Origin of the sequence: Shinella zoogloeoides (assembly GCF_003574625.1) — a bacterium.
Lineage (GTDB): Bacteria > Pseudomonadota > Alphaproteobacteria > Rhizobiales > Rhizobiaceae > Shinella > Shinella zoogloeoides_A.
This window is the reverse complement of the sequence record NZ_QNUJ01000012.1, coordinates 124,664-151,002: the sequence shown is the minus strand read 5'-3', so window position 1 is coordinate 151,002 and position 26,339 is coordinate 124,664. Positions and strand designations below refer to the sequence as shown.

The following is a 26,339-nucleotide window of genomic DNA, read 5'->3' as shown; positions in this document are numbered from 1 at the left end:
AAGCCGACCGGAATACACGGACGACTTTTCGTTTCGATGACACGAGGCGTCGATAGCCATATTCCGAGCGATGGAGAAGAATAGGACCCAACGGCGACGGCGCCTCCGTCCTTGAGCATGTTGCGGACGACGCCAGTGCGACTCGGCAAAGGGGCGCGCCTTCCTAATAGGACGGCGCGCCCCTTTGCCGAGCTCTATTTGGCAGGCTGCGATGCCTTGCCGAGCTTTACGGACGGCTCTCGGCCCCATACGCGCAACTTGCCCAGTTCCGACACGAAACCGGAAAGCCCATCCTCACCGGGAAGGGCAAGTACCCCCTCATCAAGGGCATCGGTGATCCCGGCCTTGTCCAGCAACGGCATGGCCGACTGGTCGTAACCGATAAACTTGCAGTGCTGGAAGGCGTCCGCCACGAAGTCGCGCGCGGCCGCCTCCGTCACCAGGTCGTTGATCGCCTCGGCAGAGGTCAGCAATGCGACAGCGTCGAAAAGGACCGACGGCCCGCCATCGATCATGTGGTGGGCTTTGACCAACGATCCGTCCGACGCCGTGACGCCTCCGACCTTCGGGGCGATCAGTTCGCACATGCCCTTTTCCTTGTTGACCGCCGTGATCAGCCCGTTCAGCAGCTTGGCATCGACGCCGTCGGTAACGAGGATGCCGAGCTTACGACCCTCGAAGCGCTTCGGCCCGTTCTCGACGATGCTGAGCGCGGGCGAGACTTCGAGATCCTGGCGGGTCGGAATAGCCGCATCGGCCGACTTCGGCATGGACTGGAGGCCTAGCTTCTGGGCAACGGTCGTCGCGAGCGTTTCATCGATGTTCAAGAGATGGGACACCATGCGTTCGCGGATGGCCGGCGTTTCGACCTTGCTAAGTTCGAAGGTAAGGGCGGCTGCGATATGACGCTGCTCCGGCGGCGTCTGGCTGATGAAGAACTGCCGGGCCTGACTGTAGTGGTCGGCGAAGCTTTCCGGGCGCAGCCGGGCCTTGATGCCCTGTTCTTCAGCAGCGAAGGGGCGATGGCCACGCATCGGCGATTCACGCGGACCCTCGTTAAACGAGTTTGGCTGGTAGTTCACCCGGCCAGACGGATTGCGCATCGCCATGTGCCCATCCTGCTGGAAGTGCGCGAAAGGACACTTCGGCGCATTGATCGGCAGATGCGTGAAATTCGGGCCACCGAGGCGTTTAAGCTGTGTATCGAGATAGGAGAAGTTGCGACCCTGCAACAAAGGGTCGTTGCTGAAGTCGATGCCGGGCGGCACGTTCTGCGTCATGAAGGCGACCTGTTCGGTCTCGGCGAAGAAATTGTCCGGCATGCGGTCGAGAACGAGGCGGCCAATGGGTTTCGGCGGAAGGATTTCTTCCGGAATAAGCTTGGTCGGATCGAGCACGTCGAAATCGAAGCTGTCGGCGAAATCCTGATCGAAGAGCTGGACCTGCAATTCCCATTCCGGGAAATTGCCGGACTGGATGGCCTGCCAGAGGTCACGGCGGTGGAAGTCAGGGTCGGCGCCGTTGATCTTCACGGCCTCGTTCCAGGCGACGGACTGGAGGCCGAGCTTCGGCTTCCAGTGGAACTTGACGAAGGTCGACTCGTCCTTGGCGTTGACGAAGCGGAACGTATGCACGCCGAACCCTTCCATGAAGCGGAAAGAGCGTGGGATGGCGCGATCGGACATGACCCACATGATCATGTGCATGCTCTCGGGCGTCAGGCTGATGAAATCCCAGAAAGTGTCATGGGCTGACTGCGCCTGCGGAAAGCCTCGATCGGGTTCGGGTTTTACCGCATGGATGATGTCGGGGAATTTGATGGCATCCTGGATGAAAAAGACCGGAATGTTGTTGCCGACCAGATCCCAATTGCCTTCGTTCGTGTAGATCTTCACGGCAAAACCGCGCACGTCGCGCGCTAGGTCGACTGACCCCTTGCTGCCCGCGACCGTCGAGAAACGGACGAAGGCGGGCGTGCGTTCGCGAGGGCGCTGAAAGAGGTCGGCCTTGGTATAGGCGGCAAGCGACTCATAGGTTTCGAAGAAGCCGTGCGCGCCATAACCTCGGGCATGTACCACCCGTTCGGGAATGCGCTCGTGGTCGAAATGGAAGATCTTTTCGCGAAAATGGAAGTCGTCGACGACGAGCGGCCCGCGCGGGCCGACGCGCAACGAGTTCTGATCGTCGGCAACTGGCCCGCCCTGGGCTGTCGTCAATACGGGCGTGTCGTCTTCGGCTGTCTGGTGCAGTTCGCCGCCAACCCCACGCTTTAGCTTCACATCGTGGATCGTGGCGGTGTTGGTTGCGGGATGCGGCGATGCAGCGGTTGTCTTCCTGGCCATGGTGGGCTCCTGATGAACTGGTTTCAACGGGCGCCGATGACCCGAAAGCAGAAGGGCCGCCCTTCAAGGGCGGCCTGATCGTGTGGTCGGCAGTCTAGCTGGCTTTCTTCAACGAGCCCTTGGCGTTCGCGGAGGCTTCGCCAAGCGCAGTCAGCTTCTGGTCGGTGGCGATCTCCTCCTGGAGATTGGCATCGAGAAGGGGGATCGCGTCCTTCAGCCCGAGCTGTTTCGCCCAGGCCTTCAGCGTACCGTACCTGGCGATCTCATAGTGCTCGACCGCCTGGGCCGAGGAAATGAGGCCGGCATCGAGGGCGGCGGTGCCCTTGTAATCCTCGATGATCTCCTCGCCTTCGGCGATGATGCCCTGGATGGCTTCGCAGGTCTTGCCGCGGGCCGGCTTGCCGAGGAGCTCGAACACCTGTTCGAGGCGCTCGATCTGCCCCTGGGTTTCGTCGCGGTGCTGCAGGAAGCCGGCTTTGCCTTCTTCCGACTGGGCCGCACGCGCCATCTTCGGCAGGGCCTTCAGGATCTGTTTTTCGGCGAAGTAAATATCCTTGAGCGTATCAAGGAAGAGGTCGTTCAAAGTCTTTTCCGTAGCCATTGGAGAATCCGATCAAATTTTCGAGATGAATGGACTCAAACAACCGTGGAACCGAGACGACGTTCCGCTGCTCGGAAAATAAATCGGTACGAACCGAACCCACCCTCACTTCATCAAGCCCGCGGAACGCAGCGCTTTCTCGATGATGGACTGAATACTGTTGTCAGCACCGGCAGGTGAGGGCGGCTGCTTGACCGTTTCGTCTGGGAAGGAGGACGCATGCGGCTGACCGCGGCGCTCGAAGGAGGCGGCAAGGCCCCAGCCTCTCGCTATCTGCACAGTCGAGGAAACACCGACGTCGAGCATGAACGGCGCTGCCCTACCATATCCGCTGGACGCTTCGATCGGCGTGCCATGACCCATACCTGAAATGATGTAGAGTTCTATTGCCTCCAGGCCGCGATCGTCGTGCCATACAGATCGCAAATTTCTACCCATCGTCTCGATTTGGGTGGGCTGTACCGGAACCGCATGTACGCCCCGCCATTGCGCGACGAGCGCGGCTGCGTTGTCAGGGACCACAGTGTTGTCGCTCGTACCCTGCCAGACGGAAATCGTCGGCCAAGCGCCATCATGGCGTGAGGCGGTGCGCAGGCTTTCCTGCAGGCTATTGGTGCCGGGAAGACCCTGCCCGCGCATTCGGTCGAACGCCTCGGGAACAGTCAAGGCGGCGGCGTAGGGCAACCCGGCGATGATAGCGCCACCGGCAAAGACTTCTGGATAGCAGGCCAACATGGCATTCGCCATGGCGCCGCCGGCCGATAGACCGGTGATATAGATTCGGCGCTCATCGACGCCATGTTCGGCGACCACGCTGGCGATCATCTGTCGGATCGACATCACTTCGCCCCGATCCCGCTGGGTGTCCGCGGCATTGAACCAGTTGAAGCACAGGTTCGCGTTGTTCTGCCTGTTCTGTTGGGGGAAAAGGACAATAAAGCCGTAGTCCTCGGCGAGCGCGGACCAGCCTGAACCGACATCGTAGCTGGCGGCGGTTTGCGTGCAGCCGTGCAGCACGACCACCAGCGCCGGCCCCGCCGGCAATTGCTTCGGCACATGCTGCCACGCCGCCAAGGCGCCCGGGTTTGCGCCGAAATGATCGAGCTTCTTGAGAATGGAGCCGGGCGATGTCGCAGGCTTGACTGAGCGCAGTCGCGCGAGCCGTTCGAGTGTATCAGATAGCGATCTCATGAGGAGCTCCAGGTAGCGCGACGGATTGGCCGCATACACTGTAACCCCTCCGCAGCATTAAAGTTGCTGCGCTGCACAATAATTCTTCTGGCGAATGAACGGAAAGAAGCCGCCCCGAGAGGGCGGCTTCCAGATTGCTTATCGTGTAACAATCAAGGCTGCTTCTTCATCGTCACGCTGGCGTCCGCCGAGAGCTGCTGCAGCCGATGCGATGAAGGCGCCGACGAGAAAGGACAGGGCGCCAAGCATCGCCGCCGTCGCGGCGGATTTTCGGGCCTCGTCGGCGGCTTTGAGGGCGGCATTCTTCGCATCCTCGATCTGAGTCAGTACCTGATCGACCCGGGCGCGCGCCTCTTCGGGTGGGATACCGGCGCGTGACGCAACGATTGATGAGATATAAGCCCGGTCGGCCTCCGGCACGCCGTCATTTACCGCACCTTGCATCAGGATGCGGGAAATTTCGGCCGTGGCCGATGCATTGTCCGCTTGAGCGCGGCTCGCGAGATCCTGCGGGCGCAACAGCATATCCGTGAAGTAGCCGGTCGCAGCATCGGGTGCGGCCGCATCGCTGTTTGCCGCGGCCGCGGTGCCCGCAACCGTGGCGGTGGCTGTCGCCGTCGATACGGCCTGGGCGCCGGCGCCGGCGAGCGAGGTGAATGCAGAGCCCGCCATGCCAACGACAACCACCGTTGCCAGTGCCCAGCTTAGAAAGCCATGCGCGGTGTCGCGAAAGAACACCTCATCCGTATGGACGTTGGCCCACTTGGTGCGCAGGCGGCCGGTCAGATAGCCGCCGAGCGCGGAGGCCAACCACTGGACGACCACGAACCAGATCGCTGCCGTGACGCCGACAGTGGTGAAGGAAGCACTGTCGCCCGACCACGGCGAGACCATCGTCAGGCCGACGCCGGAGCCAAGCAGGAGTAGAATGATCGTGGCGGCCGCCGCGGCCACCGCGCCGCCGATGACCGGCCCCCATGCGAGGGCCGGTGTGCTGGATTCCACACCGACGTCGGAAACACCCGACCTGTAAAGGGACATGTCCGCCTCCTATCGCAGGAAAAGGACGAGCAGGATAACGATCGGCAGGGGAATACCCAGAAGCCAGAGAAGAATGCCGCGACCCATTTTGAAGACCTCCAGTAGTGCGCGAGCGAGTACCCGCACCTGGCGCCCCAACTCTTTGAATCCCCTGAGGTTCCATGAAACGGCGCGGTAATTTCTATTTTTTGACTTGCGGAACCATGCGACAGACAGGGTGTTCCAATAGGGCCTGATCTCAGGCTCCAACGAGGAACAAGATCATGAAAAAACTTCTCCTAGCCGCCGCCTTGGTGGGCGCATCGACCTTTGGCGCCTTCGCTCAGACGTCAACCACCCCGACAACCGATGGCGACACGCCGGCTGTTGCGACGCCCGACACCAAGAATGCGACTGCTCCGGTCGAAGGCGCGAACAGCTTCACGGAGGACCAGGCGCGGGAACGCATTACCGCAGCCGGCTATGCCGATGTCACCGGCCTCATGCTGGATGACAAGGGTGTCTGGCAGGCCAAGGCGACGAAGGACGGCAAGGCCATGAGCGTCGCGCTCGACTATCAGGGCAACATCGTCGCCAACTAAACTCAGCTTTCAGGAGATTCCTATGAAAACCGTTACAGGACTTTTCGACGATTATTCCGATGCAAGCGCTGCCGTCAGCGCCCTGGAGGCACGCGGCGTGCCGTCCAGCGATATCAGCATCGTTTCCAACAATGCGGACGAACGTCATAACAAGGAAACCAATGCCGCCGAAGGCGCGGGGACAGGTGCAGGCATCGGTGCCGCCGTCGGCGGCGTCGGCGGCCTTCTCACGGGGCTCGGCATCATGGCCATTCCCGGCGTCGGGCCCGTGGTTGCTGCCGGTTGGCTTGCCGCTACCGCGGCGGGCGCAGTAGCAGGCGCCGTAGCCGGTGGCGCCGCGGGTGGGCTGATCGGCGCGCTGACCGAATCCGGCGTCTCCGAAGACGATGCGCACGTCTATGCGGAGGGGGTTCGCCGCGGCGGGACGCTCGTGACGGCGAAGGTTGACGAAAGCCTCCAGGCGGAGGCCGAAGCCATCCTTCGCAAGTCGAACTGGGTTGATCCCGGCCAGCGGCGCGCGGTCTATGCCAACGAGGGCTGGACCCGGTTCGATGACACCCTCGACCCCTACGGGCCGGCGGAAGTCGAACAGGAGCGCCTGCGCTATAGGCGTTGAACCATCTCGGAAAAGGCCGGCAATCGCCGGCTTTTTTACGTCGGGTGGATGATTGATACTCGAAGGACGTAGCGCCCGCTTCGAGCATTGGCGATTGGCAATCAATCTTGCGATCAGGAAATGTTAGGTCGACCCACGTCCATGCCAGCTCCATCGCGTGCCAATGCCTTCTCGATCTCGCCCGGCGACACCTGAAGGAATTGGCGCCTGGCCATAGCGACCGAGATCGCGGGAATTTCAAGATGGGTCGCCACCCTCCGATACGCCGTGAAGCTCAGGCCTTCTATCAACTCCTCGTCAACGACAAGGCGATACGTGCCCGCTTCCAGAGGCTCCGAAAGGGACTCCAGATGAAATGGATGCGTGAATGTGATTTCGGTTTCTGTGGTTCTTTCGGTCATCTTGAGCACCACCTTTCCGCCGTCATTGCGCTGAAAACCATCAAAGCCATCCCTCGATCAGGATGTAGACGATTAATGCAAAGCTAGCCGCGGGTAAGGCGTAACCGGCTAACGTCGCGAAATCGTGTTTCTTCGGTAGATGAAATAGGGAAGACATGATGTCCTCCTCGCTTAGGGCCAGGGTAACAAACCCTCAAACAGCAGCGCCCGTAAAATGGCTGCTGGAATAATTACAGTGAACCCGTTTCCCTTCTTTAGCAACGAATGGTTTTTGTATTTTAGAGATTCAGCTCATTTTCCTTTTGTAATATTAATAAGATATGCCGATTGCACTTGTTTTCGACATAATTAGTATCTATATATTGATTGTCAGAATTGCTTATGAGCGCTGGAGAATCTCTGTTGCTCGCAATTTCTGTCATCGCTTCATGCTTTTGACCACGGATGTACTGGCACTGGTAGACAAGCGATGATGAGGAAGGTCGGTGCGGTTTCGCCCCGGCCTTTTTTGTTGGTTGCTTCTGCAAGTGCCAGGAGGATGGGAGATTCAAATCGTTCCTGAGGGCCAACAGGTTCTGAATATTTAGAAGAGCGACGTGATCGTCTCAGTACGGCGCATTTTCAATTGCCGACAAGTCGTTTTGGAGCTGAAGTTTCGCGAGCGGTAACACGGCAAGGAGGACGAACCCTTCTTGCCGGTAGGAAACGGATGCCTCCCCAAAGGCTTGCAGGCTAGAAACGATGAGGCGCGAACCAAAACCCTTGCGGTCCGGTTCGAAATTGACAATGCGCGGGCCATTTAACTCCCGCCAGCACACGATGAGTGTCTCCATTCCATCGCGGTGCTCTAGGTCCCAAGAGATCTCGACATGCCCCTCTTCGTTTGACAGGGCTCCGTATTTCGAAGCGTTGGTGAGAAGTTCGTGGAAAACCATTGCGAACGATAGGGCCGCTTGGGGTCCTAGCCGGATATCAGGTCCATCTGCCCTGATACGGGAGCTCCCGTCCAACCCGATATTCATCTGGGCGGCGGCCATGACATCCGCGAGCGTCGCACTTACCCAATCTTTCTGCAGCAGGATTTCATGGGCCTTGGCATAGGCCGCAATACGCAGCTGAAGCTTGTCGCTCGCATCGTCCAGTGAAACCGCATTCCTCAAGGATTGCGTCACGATCGCCTGAACGACAGACAGCGTATTCTTCATGCGGTGGGCGAGCTCGTGCATGAGGAGGCGCTCACGTTCCTCCCGTTCGCGTTCCCCAGTCCTGTCGCGAAGGATCTTGATGAAGCCGATGATCTTGTCGTCGGGCGCGCGCAACGCCATCATCTCGCCCGAGGCCCAGAACATCGTGCCATCGGCGCGCAGATGCCATCGCTCGTCATTGCCCCGGCCCCGGTTGAGGGCAGCGGTCATCTCCTTCTGCGGAACGCCATTTTCCCTGTCTTCCTGCGTGAAGAAGACCGTGCCCGGTTTTCCGATCATGTCCTCGGCTTTCCAGCCAAGTATCTTTACCGCGCCTTCGTTCCAGCTTGTCACGAGGCCGTCGAGATCCATGGATATGATGGCGTAGTCGATCGCACTCTGCACGATCGCTTCAAGGAAGCGCTCCCGGGAGGAAATCGTTCCGGTATCGACTGCGATCTTCATGAAGATATCTCGAACTCCGCCCAGCACGTTATGCCACGGATCATATCGCTTGCGCAGTCATATATGTGCATTTGGAATGCGGCCGAAATCTAGGGACGGTTCATTGCTTTGAAGCACGCGATGATCTCGTCGAAGCCGAATGGTTTTGAAAAGAACTTTGCCGCAGGCGGTAAATCCGTGCTCATCGGGTGTATCCGGCCCGACGCCACGATAATCCCGGCATCGGGAAAACGCTCGAAAACTCTATGGGCGAGATCAAGGCCCGTTAGCTTGCCTGGCAACTGGATGTCTGTGAAAAGCAGATGGATCGTCTGCTCGTTTATGATCTCGATAGCATGCTCTGCCGAGCCGGTATCTAGAACATCGAAGCCCGCCTCATGCAGTGCGTCAACCAATGTCAAGCGGATCAGCACTTCGTCTTCGACAACCAGAACTTTGCGCACGATATTCTCCTGCCAATGCTCACCAACCCCTGGAACCGCGCAACGTTCCGTCTTTGACCAAGGTCACCGTGATTGGCGCCCTTGCCGAAAGTCATCGATGGTGAACAGTACTTCGCCTTCTCATCCGTAGACCGCCTACCTTGGCGCGCTGCCGGCACGAAACGACCGCAATTGAGGACTTGCCAATGCGAGGTATCGGGCGCAAGGTTTGTATTCCAGCAGCCATTGACAAGGGCGCTGCTGTTTGAGGGGTGGTTACCCTGGCCCTGAAAATGAAGGAGGACTCGATGTCTTCCGCTTTCTTCCGCAAACAGCAGCAATACGTATCGGACGCCGCGAGCGGCTATGTGTTTTTTGCAGCCAGCCTGACGATGAGCCTCATCCTCCTCATGGAGGGTTGGCTATGGTAATCCTCATCTTCAAGGGCCCCGATATTCCAGGAACGCACCGCCGAACCGTCCTCCGGCAGATTCTCAAGAACGCCGACTATGAGACCCACAGCCTTGTGCCCGGGCAGGAAACCATGAATGAGGATGCGGCAAATCTTATCCGATTGATCAAGTCGGCGACGATTGATGTCGGAAACTATCCTCTATCCCGAAAAGCGCGCGCACAAGAACAGCGCGCCAGCGTCGAGATTTGGGAAAACGAAGGCGGTTCCACCGCTGGGTGGCCACGATGCCCGGTCGCATGATAGCGATGCTCGTCGTCTTGGTTTTGGCGATCGGTTTTGTTTGGGGCTACCGCCCGGACCAAAGCCGATATGATCGGCTTCACCCCTCTCAATCGCGTCAACCGGCATCGGTGCAATAATATCCTTCATCAGGACAGACGCCATGGAAGACGCAAGAGCTGATATAGCCGAGCGCGTAAGGAACATTATCACCGGACAGTTGGCCGTCGAGATAACGAGGGTTGTCGATGATGCTTCGATTATCGATGACTTGGGGGCAGATTCCCTGGAAATGGTCCAGATTGTGATGCTCATCGAGGACGAGTTTGGAATCGCCATTCCCGACCAGCCAGCCGAAGAATTCCTGACGGTTAAGGACGCCATCGACTTCGTCGTTGCAGCACAGTCGTGACAGATAAGCGGACGCCTGGATGACGATCAGTCGTTACGGGATGAAGGAGTTGACGGATGACAGCGAACAGCGAGCGGTTTTTCAAGCCGACAAAGACTACTGCAGATAAAAAGGCGTCGGAGACCAACTCGGTCGCCTGGAGGATCATCGACCAGGAGGCAGCAACGCGGGAAAAGAAGACCGAGAAATTGCGCGCGCTCCGCCTGGCGAAAGAGGTGATCAATCCTGCGCCCTTGCCGAAGTTGAAGCGAAAGTAGCAACGGAGGCAGGTCTGGTTGGAAGATTCATGACAGGAACGGCTGCCTGCTTGAAATTCACAAATTACTCCAACCGAAAGCCGAAGGCGAAAACGCCTTCGGCTTCGCATCTTGTGAATTCAGTGCTCGTCAGGACAATGTGCGCCCGCAATCGAAGGTGACCTTGCTGAGAAGATCTGCCGGCACCTGGATATCGGCCATTGCGGCGGCGACGAGTTCGTCCCGCTTTGCACGGTTTTCGTATCCCTTGACGGTTGCCAGATCGGTGCTCGCGGCCGTGGCTATGCGGCCGGCCGTCGCGGAGCATATGCCCGCAAGGGTCTCTACCCGCGCGGTTCTCACCGCCTCGGCGCGTGCGCTGGTGGTCGAAACCCATCCCGCATTGAAGGCGATGAGCGGCGCAGCCACGAGGCCGAGAACGAAACCCACCATGTAGGGTTTTGCTTTTTCCATGTTCAGACTGAATGACATGACTTTACTCCCTAGAATCGATGATTATCGAGATCGATAAGGGCCCGCGCTCGGACCTGGAGCCAATGGCAATCCGGACAGTTTCAGTGTGCGCCTCAACGCGCAGAAAGCAAATGAATTTAAAGTTTTTTCTTTGAAGTCACTCATTGTTTTCCCGCCGCAAAATAAAAACTCAGGATTTTGATTTTTATGATATGATGAATTCAATCGAAAAACAAATGAACTCATGGGTTGTCGATGAGAATTTACAGTCATGAGTTACATCTTTTATTTGAGTTTTTGGAATTTTGTGCAGCCTGCATCAGGTTTTTGGATGAAATTCTTTATTAAACAGCGCCGGCGGGACTATTCCGGTGCTCATGGCGGCTTTTCGTATCGAAGAGGCAGCCGTTCACTGCGAGGAACGTTCCATGAGTCTCAGTTTTCCAAACCAAAGCCGAAGCTATGAAGAGGCTGGCAAGCGTATCCGTTTCATTGGTCATGACGGCATGTTCGAGATTCCGTTCTTCGCGGGGGCTGACCTATTCCCGGGAGTGCTATCCGAAGCCGGTTATCTCAGGGCTTTCGACGATGCCCGCGTCTCTGTCTACAAGGCGGCGCGGCGCGCCTATTCCGCTGGCCGAAAGCCGGTTTACGTCCTGACACGTGCCGATTTCGGCTGAGAGCGCCTAACACTGGAGCGGAGCTTCGGCGACCCTTCACATCCCCAGAACGATTGCCGGGTTTCGCCCGGCCGGCTGCCTGGCCGCATCCGGGCAAAGGAATGATTATGGCCAGAGGCCAAGAGCGTGGCGTGGAAGACATTGGCAACTCGGAGACCGCTGTTGTCGAAAGAACCGGGGCCGAACAGATCCTCCACACCGAGGAGGGTTCCAAACCGCCGCCGGAGCCGCCAGCGGCTGCGGACGGGAAAGGCGACGGCGACCGTCCGTCGTCCGGCTTCGGTTTCCGCCGCACGCCGGACGGGCCGTGGAACGATCCCATGCCGGTACGGGAGGAACTGTTCGGCATTGAAAGGCTCGAGCAGCACGCAGCGACCCTAGCGCTGGCCCAGCCGGTAACGAAGCGGCCGCCGTCCGTCCAGTCGCTGCACAAGCGCCTGAAGACCAACGCAGCGGTCCTGCTTGCCGCCTATCGTGCCAGCGCCCTGGAGGTGGAGAACGAACGCGGCGTTGTGCCGGCGGCCGAATGGCTGCTGGACAACTACCATCTGGTCGAGGAGCAGATACGCGAGATTCATGACGACCTGCCGCCCAACTATTACAGGCAACTGCCAAAACTCGCCGAGGGGCCGTTCGCCGGATATCCACGCGTCTTCGGCATTGCCTGGGCCTTCGTCGCGCACACCGACAGCCATTTCGATCCAGAGACGCTCGTCCGCTTCATAGCCGCCTATCAAAAGGTCCAACCCCTGACGATCGGCGAATTGTGGGCTGTGGCGATCACCCTGCGCATCGTGCTCGTCGAGAACCTGCGCAGGCTTGCCGACCAGATTACCGCCGGGCGCCGCATGCGTGCCGAGGCGGATGCGCTGGCCGACAGGCTCTTGGCGAACGAGGGTCGCGGCAGCGCGCTTGAAAGGGTCTCCGCCGACCCCCTGCCCGAACTCTTCGCGGCCCAGCTTGCCAAACGGCTGCGCGACCAGGACCCCAGCACGACGCCGGCGCATGGCTGGCTGGAGGCGCGGCTGGCAAGGCAGGATAGCTCGGTGGATGCCGTGGTGCGGCATGCCCAGCAGCGCCAGGGCGCGTCGAATGTCACGATCAGGAACATCATCACCAGCATGCGGCTGATCAGCGATGTTGACTGGGCCGATCTTTTTGAAAAGGTCAGCCTCGTCGATGCGTGCCTTTCGGCCGACGGCAGCTTCGCCCGCATGGATTTCGCCACGCGCAACCTCTATCGCAGCGCCCTCGAAGACCTCGCCCGCGGCTCGGACCTGTCGGAACTCGACATTGCCGGGCAGGCGGTGAAAGCGGCGCAGGCCGCACCGTTCGCGGGGGACACCGCCTCGCAGGCCGAACGTGTCGGCGATCCGGGCTACCACCTGATCGCGGAAGGCCGGCCGGCTCTAGAGCGCGCGGTCGGGTTCCGCCCGCCCCGGCATCTGATCGCTGGGCGGCTGGCGGCGCGCACGGGCATTACCGGTTATGTCGGGGCGATCGGGCTCGTGACGGCGATGCTTCTGGCGCTTGCGCTATGGCTGCTGTCCATCGCCGGTCTCTCGGCGCCCGGCTTGATCGTCTTCGCGGTGCTGGCGCTGTTGCCGGCAAGCGATATCGCGACGGCGCTCGTCAACCGCTTCGTGAGCTGGAGCCACAGCGCGACCGGTCTGCCGGGACTGGAACTCGCGCAGGGCGTCCCATCGTCGTCACGCACGCTGGTCGTCGTGCCGACGCTCCTGAGCAATCGTGCCGACCTGCTGGAGCAGATCGAGCGGCTGGAGGTCCATCATCTCTCGGGCGCGGGCGGCGACCTGAGCTTCGCTTTGCTGACCGACGGAAAGGACGCCTCGCAGGAGACCGTCGAGGGCGATGGCGCGCTTCTCGCGCTCGCTGTTGAGACCATGGCCGACCTCAACCGCCGGCACGGGCCGGGTCCGGCCGGCGACCGCTTCCTGCTGCTGCATCGAAAGCGCCGGTTCAATGCCAGCGAGAATGTTTGGATGGGCTGGGAGCGAAAGCGCGGCAAGCTGCACGAGCTCAACCGCCTGCTGCGCGGCGCCACCGACACCAGCTTCATGGCGCTTGGCGGAAAGTCGCCATCCGTCCCGCCGGACGTGCGCTATGTCATCACCCTCGATGCGGATACGAAATTGCCGCGCGACACGGTCCTGCGGCTGATCGGCAAGATGGCGCATCCCCTCAACCGGCCGCGCTTCGATACCGTGCAGCAGCGGGTCGTCGACGGCTATGCGATCATACAGCCGCGCGTCACCCCGTCGCTTCCCATCGGCCGCGAAGGCTCGCTCTACCAGCGGGTCTTTTCCGCGCCCGGTGGCATGGATCCCTATGCGGCGGCCGTTTCCGACGTCTATCAGGACCTGTTCGGCGAGGGTTCCTATACCGGCAAGGGCATCTATGATGTCGATGCCTTCGAGGCGGCGCTGGCCGGCCGCATTCCGGAGAATACCCTTCTCAGCCACGATCTCTTCGAGGGCACGTTCGCGCGGGCGGGGCTCGCCTCCGATGTCGAGGTGGTCGACGATTTTCCGTCGCGCTACGACGTTGCCGCCCGGCGCCAGCACCGCTGGACACGCGGTGACTGGCAGCTGCTACCGTGGATATTCGGGCGGCGGGCACTTCCCGCACTCGGCCGCTGGAAGATGCTGGACAATCTGCGCCGCACCCTCATCGCGCCGTCGACATTCGCAGCGCTCGTGGCTTGTTGCGCGATGCCGTTGCAGGCGGGCGTGACCGCGGCGCTGCTGGTCGCTTCATGCATCGTCTTTCCCGCCTTCCTGCCGGTGGCCTTCGCCATCCTGCCGCGCCGCAGCGGCCTGCAACTGAGCAGCCATGCCGTCAGGCTTGCCGGCGATATCAAGCTCGCCGCGATGCAGGCGGCGCTCGGCCTGTCCTTCCTGCCCGATCAGGCTTGGCGCAATTGCGATGCCGTGCTCAGAACCGCCGGTCGGCTGCTGGTGACGCGCAGGAAACTCTTGGAGTGGACGACCGCCGCGACAGCTGGAAACCGGATGCGGCTGACGCTCGCCGGCTTCTACCGTGACATGGCGGGCGGCACCGTCGTCGGGCTGGTCCTCCTGGCCGCTGCTGTCGCGTTTTCGCCGGTCGCCTGGCCTCTGGCGCTGTTGCTGGCACTCCTCTGGTCGGCCGCGCCCGCCCTCGCGCTCTGGGTCAGCCGATCGCCGACGGCACGGCCGGGCAGGGCGCTTTCGAATGCCGATGCGGCGGAACTCCGGCTCGTCGCGCGGCGCACATGGCGGTTCTTCGAAACCTTCGTCACGCCGCTGGAAAACATGCTGCCGCCGGACAATTTCCAGGAAACCCCGCTGCCCGCCATCGCCCATCGGACTTCGCCGACCAATATCGGTCTCTATCTTCTCTCGACGGTCGCTGCGCGCGACTTTGGCTGGGTGGGAACGCTTGAAGCGCTTGAACGGCTGGAAGCGACCTTTTCGACGCTCAAGCGGCTCGACCGGTTCAACGGCCATTTCTTCAACTGGTACGATACACGCGATCTCAGAACCCTCGCTCCCGCCTATGTCTCCTCCGTCGATAGCGGCAATCTCGCCGGCCACCTGATCGCATTGGCGAATGCCTGCGAGGAGTGGGCCGGGACGCCGCCGGCGGAAGACGGGGAGGGTTTCGGTGATACGCTGGCGCTCGCCCGCATGGCTCTCGGCGAGACGGCCGGCAATCCCGGTGCCAGCCTGACGGACATTATTGACGAAGCTGAAACCCTCGTGCGTGGCCCGCAATCCATCGAGGCCGCAACACCCGCATTGACGCGGCTTCTGGACAAGGCCCTGAAACTGGCCGAGCAGGCAACACCTGCCGATGACGGCACGGCCGCCGATCTTACGTTCTGGATCGGCGCGCTCGCCCGATCCGTCACACAGGCCGCGCGCGACCGACAGGTCTTCCGCGATGATGCCGCCTCCGTGAAAGCCCGGCTTCAGGCGCTTGCGGACACAGCCCGCACCATGGCGCTCGACATGGATTTCGCCTTTCTGTTCGATCCCGACAGGAAGCTCCTGTCCATCGGCTATTCGCTCGCCGACAACGGGCTCGACCCGAACTGCTACGACCTTCTTGCTTCGGAAGCCCGGCTTGCGAGCTTCTTCGCCATCGCAAAGGGCGATATCAGCACGCGCCATTGGTTCCGCCTCGGCCGGGCGGCGACGCCGCTCGGCAGCGGCTCGGCGCTGATCTCCTGGTCGGGCTCGATGTTCGAATATCTCATGCCGTCGCTCGTGATGCGCGCACCGGCGGGAAGCCTGCTCGACGACACGAACAGGCTGATCGTCGCACGGCAGGAGGCCTATGGGCGGTCGCGGCACGTGCCTTGGGGCATATCGGAATCCGCCTTCAATGCGCGTGACATCGAGTTCACCTATCAATATTCCAACTTCGGCGTGCCGGGGCTCGGCCTCAAGCGCGGGCTGTCAGGCAACATTGTCATCGCCCCCTATGCCACCGGCCTTGCCGCCATGGTCGATCCCCATGCTGCGCTCGAAAACTACCGGCATCTCGAATCCCTTGGCGCGCGCGGCTTGCACGGCTTCTACGAGGCGCTGGACTTCACCCGCGCCCGCCTGCCCGAAGACGCCCGCGTCGAGATCATCCGCAGCTACATGGCTCACCACCAAGGCATGACCATCGTCGCCATCGCCGTCCTCCTGCAGGACGGGCGTATGCGGGCGCGGTTCCACCGGGAGCCGATGATCATGGCCAGCGAACTCCTGCTGTCGGAGCGCATGCCGCGCGATGTGGCGATCGCCCGGCCGCGCGCCGAGGAGGTCAAGGCCTCCGCAGGAATTTCGCTGAACCCGGCGCCGTCGGTACGCCGGCTCTCGCTGCCCGTTGCCGGCGCGCCGGTCACGCATCTCTTGTCCAACGGGCGTTATGCGGTGATGCTGACGGCCACGGGCGGCGGCTACAGCCGCTGGCGCGACATCGCCGTCACGCGCTGGCGCGAGGATGCGACCCGCGACGATTGTGGCGCTTTCATCTTTCTCAGGGACATGCAGACCGGCACGATCTTCTCCCCCACGCTGCCGGTAGTCGGCGACAGGGCCGAGGCCTCGGTGGTCTTCGGCGAGGACCACGCACAATATATCCGCCATGACGAGACGCTGACGACGGAGATGGATGTCATCGTCTCCGGCGAGGACGACGGCGAGGTGCGCCGCATCTGCCTCACCAACAGCGGGCGGCGGGCACGCGAGATCGAACTGACCTCCTATGCCGAACTGGTGCTCGCCACCCCGGCCACCGACAACGCGCATCCCGCCTTCGCCAAGATGTTCGTCGAGACCGAGCATTTGGCCGAATACGGCGCGCTCATCGCCACGCGCCGCCGCCGCACGCCCTCGGAGGCGGAGATCTGGGCGGCCAACTTCACCGTGGTCGAGGGCGATACGATTGCCGATCCGCAATACGAATCCGATCGCGCCCGTTTCCTTGGGCGCGGCCGCACCATCGCCACGGCCGCCGCCATTCATGACGGGCAGGCGCTGTCCAACACCGCGGGAACCGTGCTCGATCCGATCTTCGCGCTGCGCCGCAGCGTGCGGGTGCTTCCCGGCAAAGTGGCGCGCATTGCCTTCTGGACGGTTGTCGCACGGTCGCGGGAAGAGCTTCTTGAACGCATCGACAAGCACCACGACAGAAGCGCCTTCGAGCGGGCGAAGACGCTCGCCTGGACCCAGGCGCAGGTGCAGCTTCACCATCTCGATATGGATCTGGAGGAGGCGTCGGACTTCCAGCGTCTTGCCGCGCCCATCCTCTATGCCGACGCGCGCTTCCGTCCCGCCTCGGATGCCATCCTCGCCGGTGCCGGGCCGCAGTCGGGCCTGTGGCCCTACGGCATTTCCGGCGACCTGCCGATCGTGCTGCTGCGCATCGAGGATACCGAAGACCTTCCCCAGCTGCGCCAGATGCTGCGCGCACACGAATACTGGCGCATCAAGCGGCTCGCCGTCGATCTGGTGATCGTCAACGAACGTGCCGCCTCCTATGTGCAGGACTTGCAGAACGCCGTTGAAGCCGCCGTGCGCTCCAGCCAGTCCCGCCCGCGTTTCGGCGACATGCCGGCGCAGGGCGCGGTGCATGTGCTGCGCACCGATTTCCTGAACCAGGAGACGAAGAATCTCCTGAACGCCACCGCGCGCGTCGTGCTGTCCGCCCATCATGGCCTCATCGCCGATCAGCTCGCACGCCTTTCTGCTGGCGTCGAGCGCTCGGCTCCTCTGCCGCCATCCTTTCCCTCGAAATCCTCGGCCGAGATGGTCGCGCCACCGGTGGATCTGGAATTCTTCAATGGATTTGGAGGCTTCGACAGGGACGGCACGGAATATGTCACCGTGCTGGAAGACGGCGCGACGACCCCGATGCCCTGGATCAACGTCATCGCCAATCCCGCCTTCGGCTTCCAAGTGTCGAGCGACGGCAGCGCCTATAGCTGGGCGGAAAACAGCCGCGAGAACCAGATCACCCAATGGTCCAACGATCCGGTCTACGACCCCTCCGGCGAGGCGCTTTACATCCGCGACGAGGAGACGCTGGATCTTTGGAGCCCGACGGCCCAGCCGATCCGGGATAACGGGCGGTATGTTGCACGCCATGGCTTCGGCTACAGCCGTTTCGCGCATCGGGCGCACGGGATCGAAAGCGAGCTGCTGTCCTATGTGCCGCTCGCCGATCCGATCCGCATTTCGCGGCTGACGCTGACCAACCATTCGTCGCGGCCGCGCCGCCTGTCGGTCACGAGCTATGCCGAATGGGTGCTCGGCACCCTGCGGGGTGCCGGCGCACCTTTCATCGCCACATCCCTTGACGCCGAGACGAGGGCGGTTTTCGCCCGCAATCGATCGGCCATGAGTTTCCCCGGCCGCGTCGCCTTTGCCGATCTCGGCGGCCGGCAGACCGCATGGACCGCCGACCGCACGGAATTCCTCGGACGCAACGGCAGTTCCGCACGACCGGCGGCGCTCGCAAGGAGAATGCCGCTCGGCGCCAAGGTCGGTGCCGGTCTTGATCCCTGCGCGGCGCTGCAATGCACGGTCGAGCTCGACCCGGGCGAAAGCATCGAACTCGTCTCCTTCCTCGGCGAGGCTGCTTCGGCCGAGGCGGCGGGCGCGCTGATCACCCGCTACCGCGCCGCCGATCTCGATGCGGCTCTTGCCGACGTGACGACGTATTGGCAGACGCTTTTGCAGACCGTGCAGGTCAGGACGCCGGACCGGGCGATGGATATCATGCTGAACGGCTGGCTTCTCTACCAGACGCTTGCCTGCCGCATCTGGGCGCGCTCGGCCTTCTACCAGGCCAGCGGCGCCTATGGCTTCCGCGATCAGTTGCAGGACGGTATGGCGCTCGCTTTCGCCCGGCCGGAGGAGACGCGGGCGCATATCCTGCGCGCCGCCGGGCGGCAGTTTGCCGAAGGCGACATGCAGCATTGGTGGTTACCCCATTCCGGCGCAGGTGTTCGCACGCGGATTTCCGACGACCGCGTGTGGCTCGCCTTCGCCACCGCGACCTATATCGGAACGGCCGGCGACGCGCCGATCCTTGATGAAGCCATCCCGTTCCTGGATGGGCCGGTCCTCGCCGAGGGAGAACACGATGCCTTCTTCCAGCCGACGCCCTCCGGCCAGTTCGCATCGCTCTTCGAGCATTGCGCCCGCGGCCTTGACCAGGCTGTCGCGCTCACCGGCCGGCATGGCCTGCCCCTGATGGGCACCGGCGACTGGAACGACGGTATGAACCGGGTGGGCGAGGGGGGCGGGGGCGAAAGCGTCTGGCTTGGTTGGCTCCTGATCCGCGCGATCGACCTGTTTGCACCGCTTGCGGAGAGCCGCGACCCCGAGCGCGCTGCGCGCTGGAAGGCGCATGCGCAGACGCTCAAGGCTTCCATTGAACAGGAAACCTGGGACGGGGCCTGGTACCGGCGCGCCACTTTCGATGACGGCTCATGGCTGGGATCGAAGGACAATGACGAATGCCGGATCGATAGCATCGCCCAGTCCTGGGCGGTCCTGTCCGGCGCTGCCGATCCCGCCCGCGCCGCCGCCGCCATGGCGTCGCTGGAAACTCACCTGATCCGCAAGGAGGACGGCCTCGCGCTCCTCTTCACGCCGCCGTTCGATGCGACCCCGCGTGATCCGGGCTACATCAAGGGCTATCCGCCGGGTCTGCGCGAAAACGGCGGCCAGTACAGCCACGCTGCCATGTGGGCGATCCTCGCTTTCGCCCGGCTGGGGGAGGGCGACAAGGCACACGATCTCTTCGCGCTCCTCAACCCGATCAACCATGCAGGCACGTCGGAGGCAGCATTGCGCTACAAGGTCGAGCCCTATGTGGTGGCCGCCGACGTCTATTCGGTCGCGCCGCATATCGGGCGCGGCGGCTGGACATGGTACACCGGCTCCGCCGCCTGGATGTATCGTGCCGGCATCGAGGGCATCCTCGGCCTGCGCCGGGAAGGTGGAGTGCTCGTGATGGAACCCTGCCTGCCGGCATCATGGCCGCAGGTCGAGGTGATAATCACAATGAGTGATACTCGCTACGAAATCCAAATCGGAAGGGTTTCGGATCGGCCAGACAGCACGCCCTCCGCGACGTTGGACAGCGCGCCGTTGCCCTACGCCGGCGGCCCGATACGCTTGCCGCTGGATGGGGACAGCCATGTTCTCGTGGTTATAGGTGAATGACCGAGCTTTGAAGTCGCGTCAGATTGGAATTTATCGGGTCACAAACGGGAGTGTGGTCTTTTCTGGCTGGCAATGCATGCCAGCCCTCTCGAGGTCATGCGCCACATGCATTGCGATGTCGTTGAAGGCCGGCTTGCCGCGGTGGATGTCCGCACCGAATATCTCGCGTCTGATAAAAGCCGTGTGACCTAGCAGGTGGATTGTGTCGTTTACGCCAATGTCACCTCGTGGCACTAGGGCTGACACCGGTCAGCCGAGTCACGATCATTTCCGCAATCGGGATCGCCGAGGTCGCTGCAGGTGACGGCGCATTGCAGACGTGTAGCATGCGGTCGGTTTGGGCGAAGAGGAAATCGTGGATGAGGCTGACGTGGCTGCAGTCGAACGAGCAGCGAGCGCCGCCTTCGCCCACGATTTCATCACGCCTTTCCGAATGGCTATAAGACCGTGGTCGGGGATGGCGGTCTCAAGTGACAGGACCGATACGCTGCCCGCCAAATTATAAGAAGGTGCGGGTCATCGATTCAGATCCATTCAAGAGCAAAGCGATCTGGCTCTGCGCAAGTCGTGAGGTAATCCATGATGCGGCCGGACGGTAGCCGTCTACGCAAACGGACAATGCGCCGGTTCAGTCACGGCTGTCGCGTTCCGCTGTGACCTGAAGGCGGCTGACTTCTCGTAGGCCAGTTTGCGTAAGCGCATGATCGACCCGAGTGGCCGGTGCGCTACAACGCCGTTCCATGGACTGAACTTCATGCCGTCATCAACCGTTTGCACGCGGTCCTCATTCCAGGCCGGTTGCGGTTCGGCGACAATGTGGGCGATGGTGATGAAAGGGCTCTTGTCTTCGTCCCAAGCGTCGACGCCTTCGACTGGCATGTCGTTAAGATCGGTGCACAGCTGCACCTGCAGATGCCAGACAGCCGTTTCCGCGGCAAAAAAGCGCTGTACCTCGTGGCGGATAATGTCGGGATCGGCGCCGGTATCGAGCCTCGTTCCGCTGAGCGCCCGAAGATTTTCCGAAGCCGGAACGATGGCCAGCTTCGCGATATAATCGCCATGACGCAGCGGCAGCTGGGTGAAAAAACTGTCGCCGAGGATGTGGGTTTGCGGATTGCCGCCGAGCGATTTGAGCATCACGCTTTCGCCACCGACCGCTTCGATGACGGCTTCCACGCCCTTAAACACTTTGGAAATCAGCTCCTTGCTCCGCTCCAGGTGGTCGGTTGTCAGAGCCAGCATCTTCAGGCTTCGCAAGAAGGCCTTTCCACTCGCCGAGTTAAAGGTCTTTCCATTGACCATCACGAAGTCCTGGCTAATCGATCCTTCCGCACAGGGCAGCCGCGCGCCTTGGACGTCCAGCACCTTCAAAGCCATACCGCGCGGCGTGGAGATGCTGTCGTGTAGCAGGTCGCCCGGTGTTGTCGAGAGCCGAACTACGGCTTCATATGTCTGCGGATTGGCAAAAATTCCTTGTGCCAGTTCCGGCGAAAGGTCGGGGAGCACTTCGAGGCGCGCGGCAAGCAGGCCATGGCTCTTGGCATGCACGCAGCGGGTCGCATGGCCGCTGTCGGCATAGGTCTTTTCGGCGATGGAGAGCATCGTCTCGGCGATGTCGCGTGCGGTTTGGGGCTCGTCCGGTTCGATTTTCTCGACTTCGGGGTAGTAGCGAAGTCGTGTGATGGCGAGGCGATCGCTCATTGTACGACCTCGCTTTCGAGGATCTTGTCGATCGTAATCGGCAGATCGCGGATGCGTTTGCCGGTCGCATGGAAGATCGCGTTCGACACAGCGGCGGCAACGCCGACGATGCCGATCTCGCCGAGCCCCTTAACGCCGATCGGGCTTGCCTTGTCGTCATCCTCCTCGACGAAGATCACATCGATGTCATGAATGTCGGCATGGGCCGGCACATGATATTCGGCAAGATTGTGATTCATGATGCGGCCGGTGCGATGATCGATCATGCCCTCCTCGTGCAGAGCCATGCCGATGCCCATCACGACGCCGCCGAGAATCTGGCTTCGCGCGGTCTTGGAGTTGAGGATCCGGCCCGCGGCGATGGCGCTCACCACGCGCGTGACCCGCACAACACCCAGCTCTTCATCGACCTTCACCTCGACGAAGACCGCTGAATGGCTATAGGCGGCATAACGCATCATCGACAGCATATCGGGGCCGACCTTGGCGTGCTCCTCGACCGCGTCGAGGCCGGCCATCGCCATGATGTCGGCAAGAGCGATGCCGACCTGGTGATTGGTCTCAAGAACGAGGCGGCCTTCGGCGATTTCGACCTGCTCTTCGCTCGCCTTGGCGAGCGGCGAATTCTCCATCGACTTGGCATGATCCAGAAGCGTCTTCACGACGGCTTTCGCCGCCGCCTGAACGGCCGAGCCGGTGGTCGCGGCCGTCCAGGAGCCGCCTTCGACGCCGGTCTTTGGAAGGTCGGACCTGCCGATGTCCACCGTGACGGCGTCGATCGGACAGTCGAAGACCTCCGCCGCGAGCTGGCCGAGGATCGTATATGTTCCGGTTCCGATGTCGGAGGCCGCCGCGCTGACCATGACATTCCCATCGGCCGACAAGCGGACCGCTGCTTCGCCTTTCGACATCATGGCTTCCCAGATGCCGCCTGCCATGCCCCAACCGACGAGGTCGTTGCCGTCGCGCACGGAGCGCGGCTTGGGCGAGCGCTGCGACCAGCCGAAGCGCTTAGCGCCTTCACGGTAGCAGGCATGCAGTGCCTTGGAGGTGATGGCCTTGTCCTGGTTCTGGTCGCGGTGGACAAAGTTGCGCACCCTCAGTTCCAGCGGATCGATGCCGACGTCGTAGGCGAGTTCATCCATCGCCATTTCGAGTGCTGCAACGCCGCTCGCCGCGCCCGGCGCGCGCATGTCACCAGGTGTTGCGAGGTCGAGCTTTACGAGTTCGTAGGAGATTTTCACATTATCGCATTTGTAGGCGAGGCCGGACCAGTTTGCGACATTCTCCTGGTAATCCTCGTGGCGGGAGGTGGTGTGCACCGCGTGGTGCAGGACGGCCTGAAGGTGGCCTTCGTCATCCGCCGCCAGCGAGACGGTCTGCACGCAGGATGGGCGCCATGAGAGGTAGAACATTTCCCGCCGCGTCATCTCCACCTTCACCGACCGGCTGAGATCGAGGCTTGCCATGACGGCGAAGAAGAGGTGGTGTTTCGGCCGCAGTGCCTGGCCAAAGGCGCCGCCGACAAAGTCGTTTTTCACGATCACCTTGTCGGGGTCGAGGCCAAACACGCCGCAGACGTAATCGCGGCTGTTCTGCGAGCCCTGCGTCTTGTCGTGAATGGTGAGCCTGCCTTCATCTTCAAAGCGCACGGTGGCTGCGAACAGCTCCATCGGATTGTGATGTTCGCCCGCCAGCACATAATCGGCAGAAATCTTGTGCGGTGCCGCGGCGAAAGCGGCCTCGGCGTCGCCGCGCGGCGGCGGGGGCAGAAACTGCTTCATGCGCGCGACCGGCGGCTCGTAGCTGTTGTGCTGTTCCGCCACGATGTCGGTATGCGGGGTTTCGGCGGCATAATGCACATGGATCAAGCCGGCGGCGTCGCGTGCGGCCTCCGGCGTTTCTGCGACCACGAAAGCGACCGGCTGGCCATCGAACAGCACGCGGTCATTCTCCAAGGGACGGAACGGGTGCCCGGGCAGCGCCACGGCATCCTTCCACTTGCTATCGCGATAGGCCGCTTTCGGCCGGTTCTCATGGGTGTAGATCTTGACCACGCCCCGCACGCGTTCCGCCGCGCGCGTATCGATTGCCAGGATGCGGCCAGCTGCGATGGTGGCGAGCGCCACATGGCCGAACAGCATTCCGGGCTCGAAATGTTCTGCTGCATATTTGGCCTGCCCGGTCACTTTCAGAGGCCCGTCGATGCGCGATATCGGCAAGCCGACGATTTTGGAACGGTCGAGCATGCTTGCCTCCTACTGGATTGCCTTGATCGTTTGGCTTTGGGGCGTGCCGCCAGCCGCCTGGCGCAATGCGCGCACGATCGCTTTTCGGGCGAGGGGAATCTTGAAGTCGTTTCCGCCAAGCCCTTTGGCCTCATGGAGCAGGCGGTCGGCCACGTGCTGGAATGTTACATCCTGCGCCGGCGCACCGGCATACTCCCCTTCGACGAGGGGATCGCGCCAAGGCTTGTGCGCCACGCCGCCAAGCGCGACACGAAGGTCGACGATGCGACCGTCGGAGATTTCCATCGCGGCGGCCACGGACACCAGAGCAAAGGCATAGGACAGACGATCTCGCAGCTTCAGATAGGTGTAGTGGCCGGCGAAACGATTGGCTTCCAAACGGATGCCGGTGACGATCTCGCCACGCGCAAGGGTATTGTCCCGGTGCGGCATGTCCCCCGGCAATCGATGGAAATCCCCAAAGGCAATGTCCCTTGCGCTGTCAGGCCCCACCACCTCCACGGTCGCGTCCAGGGCCGCGAGCGCCACACACATGTCCGAGGGATGAACGGCGATGCATTTGTCGCTGGCGCCAAGGATGGCGTGCATGCGGGTGAGGCCGCCAATGGCCGCGCAGCCGCTGCCCGGTTCGCGCTTATTGCAGGGGGTGGAGGGGTCGTAGAAATAGGAACAGCGGGTCCGCTGCAGAAGGTTGCCGCCCGTCGTCGCGGCATTGCGCAATTGCGGCGAGGCACCGGCGAGGATGGCGCTTGCAAGCAGGGGGAACCGTGCCTGAATCCGGGCATCGTAGGCAACGGCGGAATTGCTCGCCAGCGCGCCGATGCGAAAGCCGCCATCAGGCAGCTCCTCGATTTCCTTCAAGGGAAGAGAATTGATGTCGATGATCGCGTCCGGGCGCGCCACGTCGTACTTCATGAGATCGACGAGATTGGTGCCGCCAGCCAGAAACTGGGCTTGCGGGCGGGCGGCAAGGGCTGCAACGGCATCTGCAACGGTTTCGGCGCGTGTGTAAGTAAAGCGCTTCATTCCGCAGCCTCCCGATAGGAGGCTCTATCTGCGAGCACCTCCTCGATGGCGTCGGCTATGTTGGTATAGGCGCCACAACGACAGAGATTGCCGCTCATCAATTCGCGAATGTCTTCACGCGTGGAAGCATGCCCTTCGTTCAGCAGCCCGATGGTGGAACAGATCTGCCCCGGAGTGCAGTAGCCACACTGAAAGGCATCATGCTCGACGAACGCCTTCTGCACGGGATGCATTTCCTCAGGCGTGCCAAGACCTTCCACGGTGGTGATCGCAGCTCCCTCCAACGTGACGGCGAGCTTGAGGCAGGCGTTCATCCGCTGCCCCTCGATGAGGACCGTGCATGCGCCGCACTGGCCATGGTCGCATCCCTTCTTGGTGCCTGTCAGCTCAAGATCGCTGCGCAGAAGGTCGAGCAGCGTCGTCCAGGGATGGACGTCGAGCGTGTAGGGCTTGCCATTGATCGTGAGGGAGAGGGGACAGGTCGGAAAACGGTCTTCAAGCGCGGTGTCCATGGTGCTGCCTTTCATCACGAGGATGGGTCGCTAACGGGGGGCGATAGGCTTTGTTCCGCTGAACGATTGGTGAGGTGGACTTGCCGAAGCAGTCGGTAGTCGAGGATGAAGCTGTTCTTTTCTTCCTTGCGTCGTTCGTCTTTGGCTTTTTCGCTGTGGTCAGTCTTCTTCACCAGAATAAGGCTGCGCCTTGAAGAGGCGGGCAGCATGCGCCGTGTTGCGGGCGACGAGATCGAGCGTGGACCGCACGACCTCGGGGATTTCCGTCAGATCGACGAAATTGACCGAACCCATCGCTTCCCCGACCCAATAGGTCACGGCGTTGGCGGGAATGGTGAAGCCGACATCGTTCAGAGCCTGAAAGAGTTCCGCCGAGACGTGATGTGCACCGTCCTCGTTGCCGACGACGGCAACGGCGGCGACCCGGCCGTACGAAACCATCCGGCCTTCATCGTCCTTTTCCTCCAGAAAGGCGTCCATGCGTTCCAGCGCCCGCTTGCAGACGCTGGAGGACTGGCCCATCCAGATCGGCGTGCCCATGATGAGGATATCGGCATTCAGAATCCTGCGGCGGATGTCGGGCCACGTGTCGCCATTGCCTTCATCCGAGGTAACGCCGGGCTTGATGTCGTAATCGGCAAGCTGCAGGAACTCCGTTGCCACACCCAGCGGTTCCATCGCGGCGGCGGGGACGCCTTCACGCGCACCGGCTTCAGCATGATGGGCGAATGCCGCGGCATCGCGCCGGCCGACTGGATCACTCTCTATCGCAGCGCCGT

21 protein-coding genes and 1 pseudogene are annotated in these 26,339 nt (G+C 61.8%); 8 read left to right on the top strand and 14 right to left on the bottom strand.

Features of this window, described 5'->3' with window-relative positions; genetic code table 11:
* Positions 1–194 precede the first annotated feature (194 nt).
* The 4 genes from catE to DSD28_RS22015 form a co-directional block, all read right to left on the bottom strand.
* Positions 195–2,342 (bottom strand): catalase C, encoded by a 2,148-nt coding sequence (gene catE / locus DSD28_RS22030; RefSeq protein WP_119258575.1) that lies wholly within the window; start codon positions 2,340–2,342, stop codon positions 195–197.
* Positions 2,343–2,436: 94 nt separating this feature from the next.
* On the bottom strand, positions 2,437–2,943 hold the full coding sequence (locus DSD28_RS22025) for a ferritin-like domain-containing protein (protein WP_119258574.1): 507 nt from the start codon (positions 2,941–2,943) through the stop codon (positions 2,437–2,439).
* A gap of 105 nt (positions 2,944–3,048) precedes the next feature.
* Positions 3,049–4,134 carry an extracellular catalytic domain type 1 short-chain-length polyhydroxyalkanoate depolymerase gene (locus DSD28_RS22020; protein ID WP_119258627.1) on the bottom strand — a complete coding sequence of 362 codons (1,086 nt, stop codon included), beginning with the start codon at positions 4,132–4,134 and terminating at the stop codon, positions 3,049–3,051.
* 138 nt (positions 4,135–4,272) lie between these two features.
* A complete protein-coding gene (locus DSD28_RS22015) occupies positions 4,273–5,175 on the bottom strand; it encodes a hypothetical protein (RefSeq protein WP_119258573.1) in 903 nt (300 codons plus the stop codon).
* A gap of 263 nt (positions 5,176–5,438) precedes the next feature.
* Between DSD28_RS22015 and DSD28_RS22005 the strand changes: the two genes are divergently transcribed.
* Together DSD28_RS22005 and DSD28_RS22000 are read left to right on the top strand one after the other, a co-directional pair.
* Positions 5,439–5,756, top strand: coding sequence for a PepSY domain-containing protein (locus DSD28_RS22005; protein ID WP_119258571.1), 318 nt, complete (start codon positions 5,439–5,441; stop codon positions 5,754–5,756).
* Positions 5,757–5,778: 22 nt separating this feature from the next.
* Positions 5,779–6,372, top strand: coding sequence for a general stress protein (locus DSD28_RS22000; RefSeq protein WP_119258570.1), 594 nt, complete (start codon positions 5,779–5,781; stop codon positions 6,370–6,372).
* A 113-nt stretch (positions 6,373–6,485) separates the two neighbouring features.
* Here the strand turns inward: DSD28_RS22000 and DSD28_RS21995 are convergent, their stop codons facing one another.
* The 3 genes from DSD28_RS21995 to DSD28_RS21985 form a co-directional block, all read right to left on the bottom strand.
* A complete protein-coding gene (locus DSD28_RS21995) occupies positions 6,486–6,773 on the bottom strand; it encodes a hypothetical protein (protein ID WP_119258626.1) in 288 nt (95 codons plus the stop codon).
* A gap of 605 nt (positions 6,774–7,378) precedes the next feature.
* A complete protein-coding gene (locus DSD28_RS21990; protein ID WP_119258569.1) occupies positions 7,379–8,422 on the bottom strand; it encodes a sensor histidine kinase in 1,044 nt (347 codons plus the stop codon).
* Positions 8,423–8,511: 89 nt separating this feature from the next.
* Entirely contained in the window at positions 8,512–8,865 is a 354-nt protein-coding gene (locus tag DSD28_RS21985; protein ID WP_245424905.1) for a response regulator, read from the bottom strand.
* 287 nt (positions 8,866–9,152) lie between these two features.
* Between DSD28_RS21985 and DSD28_RS26415 the strand changes: the two genes are divergently transcribed.
* From DSD28_RS26415 to DSD28_RS21970, 4 genes are all read left to right on the top strand, one after another.
* On the top strand, positions 9,153–9,275 hold the full coding sequence (locus DSD28_RS26415) for a hypothetical protein (RefSeq protein ID WP_281048113.1): 123 nt from the start codon (positions 9,153–9,155) through the stop codon (positions 9,273–9,275).
* Complete coding sequence (locus tag DSD28_RS21980) at positions 9,269–9,559, top strand: hypothetical protein (protein ID WP_119258567.1); 291 nt, start codon at positions 9,269–9,271, stop codon at positions 9,557–9,559. Before DSD28_RS26415 ends, DSD28_RS21980 begins: the two co-directional genes overlap by 7 nt.
* Before the next feature lie 142 nt (positions 9,560–9,701).
* Positions 9,702–9,950, top strand: coding sequence for an acyl carrier protein (gene acpP, locus DSD28_RS21975; RefSeq protein ID WP_119258566.1), 249 nt, complete (start codon positions 9,702–9,704; stop codon positions 9,948–9,950).
* A 56-nt stretch (positions 9,951–10,006) separates the two neighbouring features.
* The gene (locus tag DSD28_RS21970; RefSeq protein WP_119258565.1) at positions 10,007–10,207 is read left to right on the top strand and encodes a hypothetical protein; all 201 of its coding nucleotides are present in this window, start codon (positions 10,007–10,009) and stop codon (positions 10,205–10,207) included.
* Positions 10,208–10,336: 129 nt separating this feature from the next.
* On the opposite strand, the gene DSD28_RS21965 is transcribed toward DSD28_RS21970, so the two are convergent.
* Entirely contained in the window at positions 10,337–10,678 is a 342-nt protein-coding gene (locus DSD28_RS21965; RefSeq protein WP_119258564.1) for a hypothetical protein, read from the bottom strand.
* A gap of 410 nt (positions 10,679–11,088) precedes the next feature.
* Here DSD28_RS21965 and DSD28_RS21960 point away from each other — a divergent pair, with 410 nt between their 5' ends.
* Both DSD28_RS21960 and DSD28_RS21955 read left to right on the top strand, forming a co-directional pair.
* On the top strand, positions 11,089–11,340 hold the full coding sequence (locus DSD28_RS21960; RefSeq protein ID WP_119258563.1) for a DUF1488 family protein: 252 nt from the start codon (positions 11,089–11,091) through the stop codon (positions 11,338–11,340).
* A 107-nt stretch (positions 11,341–11,447) separates the two neighbouring features.
* On the top strand, positions 11,448–20,072 hold the full coding sequence (locus tag DSD28_RS21955) for a GH36-type glycosyl hydrolase domain-containing protein (protein ID WP_245424904.1): 8,625 nt from the start codon (positions 11,448–11,450) through the stop codon (positions 20,070–20,072).
* A gap of 220 nt (positions 20,073–20,292) precedes the next feature.
* Here the strand turns inward: DSD28_RS21955 and DSD28_RS26280 are convergent.
* The 6 genes and pseudogenes from DSD28_RS26280 to DSD28_RS21920 form a co-directional block, all read right to left on the bottom strand.
* Positions 20,293–20,439: pseudogene (locus DSD28_RS26280) on the bottom strand (L-2-hydroxyglutarate oxidase); the annotation flags it as partial.
* Positions 20,440–20,675: 236 nt separating this feature from the next.
* Positions 20,676–21,773, bottom strand: a complete 1,098-nt coding sequence (locus DSD28_RS21940) for a catalase family protein (protein WP_119258561.1) — start codon at positions 21,771–21,773, stop codon at positions 20,676–20,678.
* Positions 21,770–24,022, bottom strand: a complete 2,253-nt coding sequence (locus tag DSD28_RS21935; RefSeq protein ID WP_119258560.1) for a xanthine dehydrogenase family protein molybdopterin-binding subunit — start codon at positions 24,020–24,022, stop codon at positions 21,770–21,772. The genes DSD28_RS21940 and DSD28_RS21935 overlap by 4 nt, the downstream gene beginning before the upstream one ends.
* Before the next feature lie 9 nt (positions 24,023–24,031).
* Positions 24,032–25,048, bottom strand: coding sequence for an FAD binding domain-containing protein (locus tag DSD28_RS21930; protein WP_119258559.1), 1,017 nt, complete (start codon positions 25,046–25,048; stop codon positions 24,032–24,034).
* On the bottom strand, positions 25,045–25,560 hold the full coding sequence (locus tag DSD28_RS21925; RefSeq protein ID WP_117372073.1) for a (2Fe-2S)-binding protein: 516 nt from the start codon (positions 25,558–25,560) through the stop codon (positions 25,045–25,047). Before DSD28_RS21925 ends, DSD28_RS21930 begins: the two co-directional genes overlap by 4 nt.
* 159 nt (positions 25,561–25,719) lie before the next feature.
* The gene (locus DSD28_RS21920) at positions 25,720–26,328 is read right to left on the bottom strand and encodes a flavodoxin family protein (RefSeq protein WP_432430874.1); all 609 of its coding nucleotides are present in this window, start codon (positions 26,326–26,328) and stop codon (positions 25,720–25,722) included.
* Between the last annotated feature and the right edge of the window lie 11 nt (positions 26,329–26,339).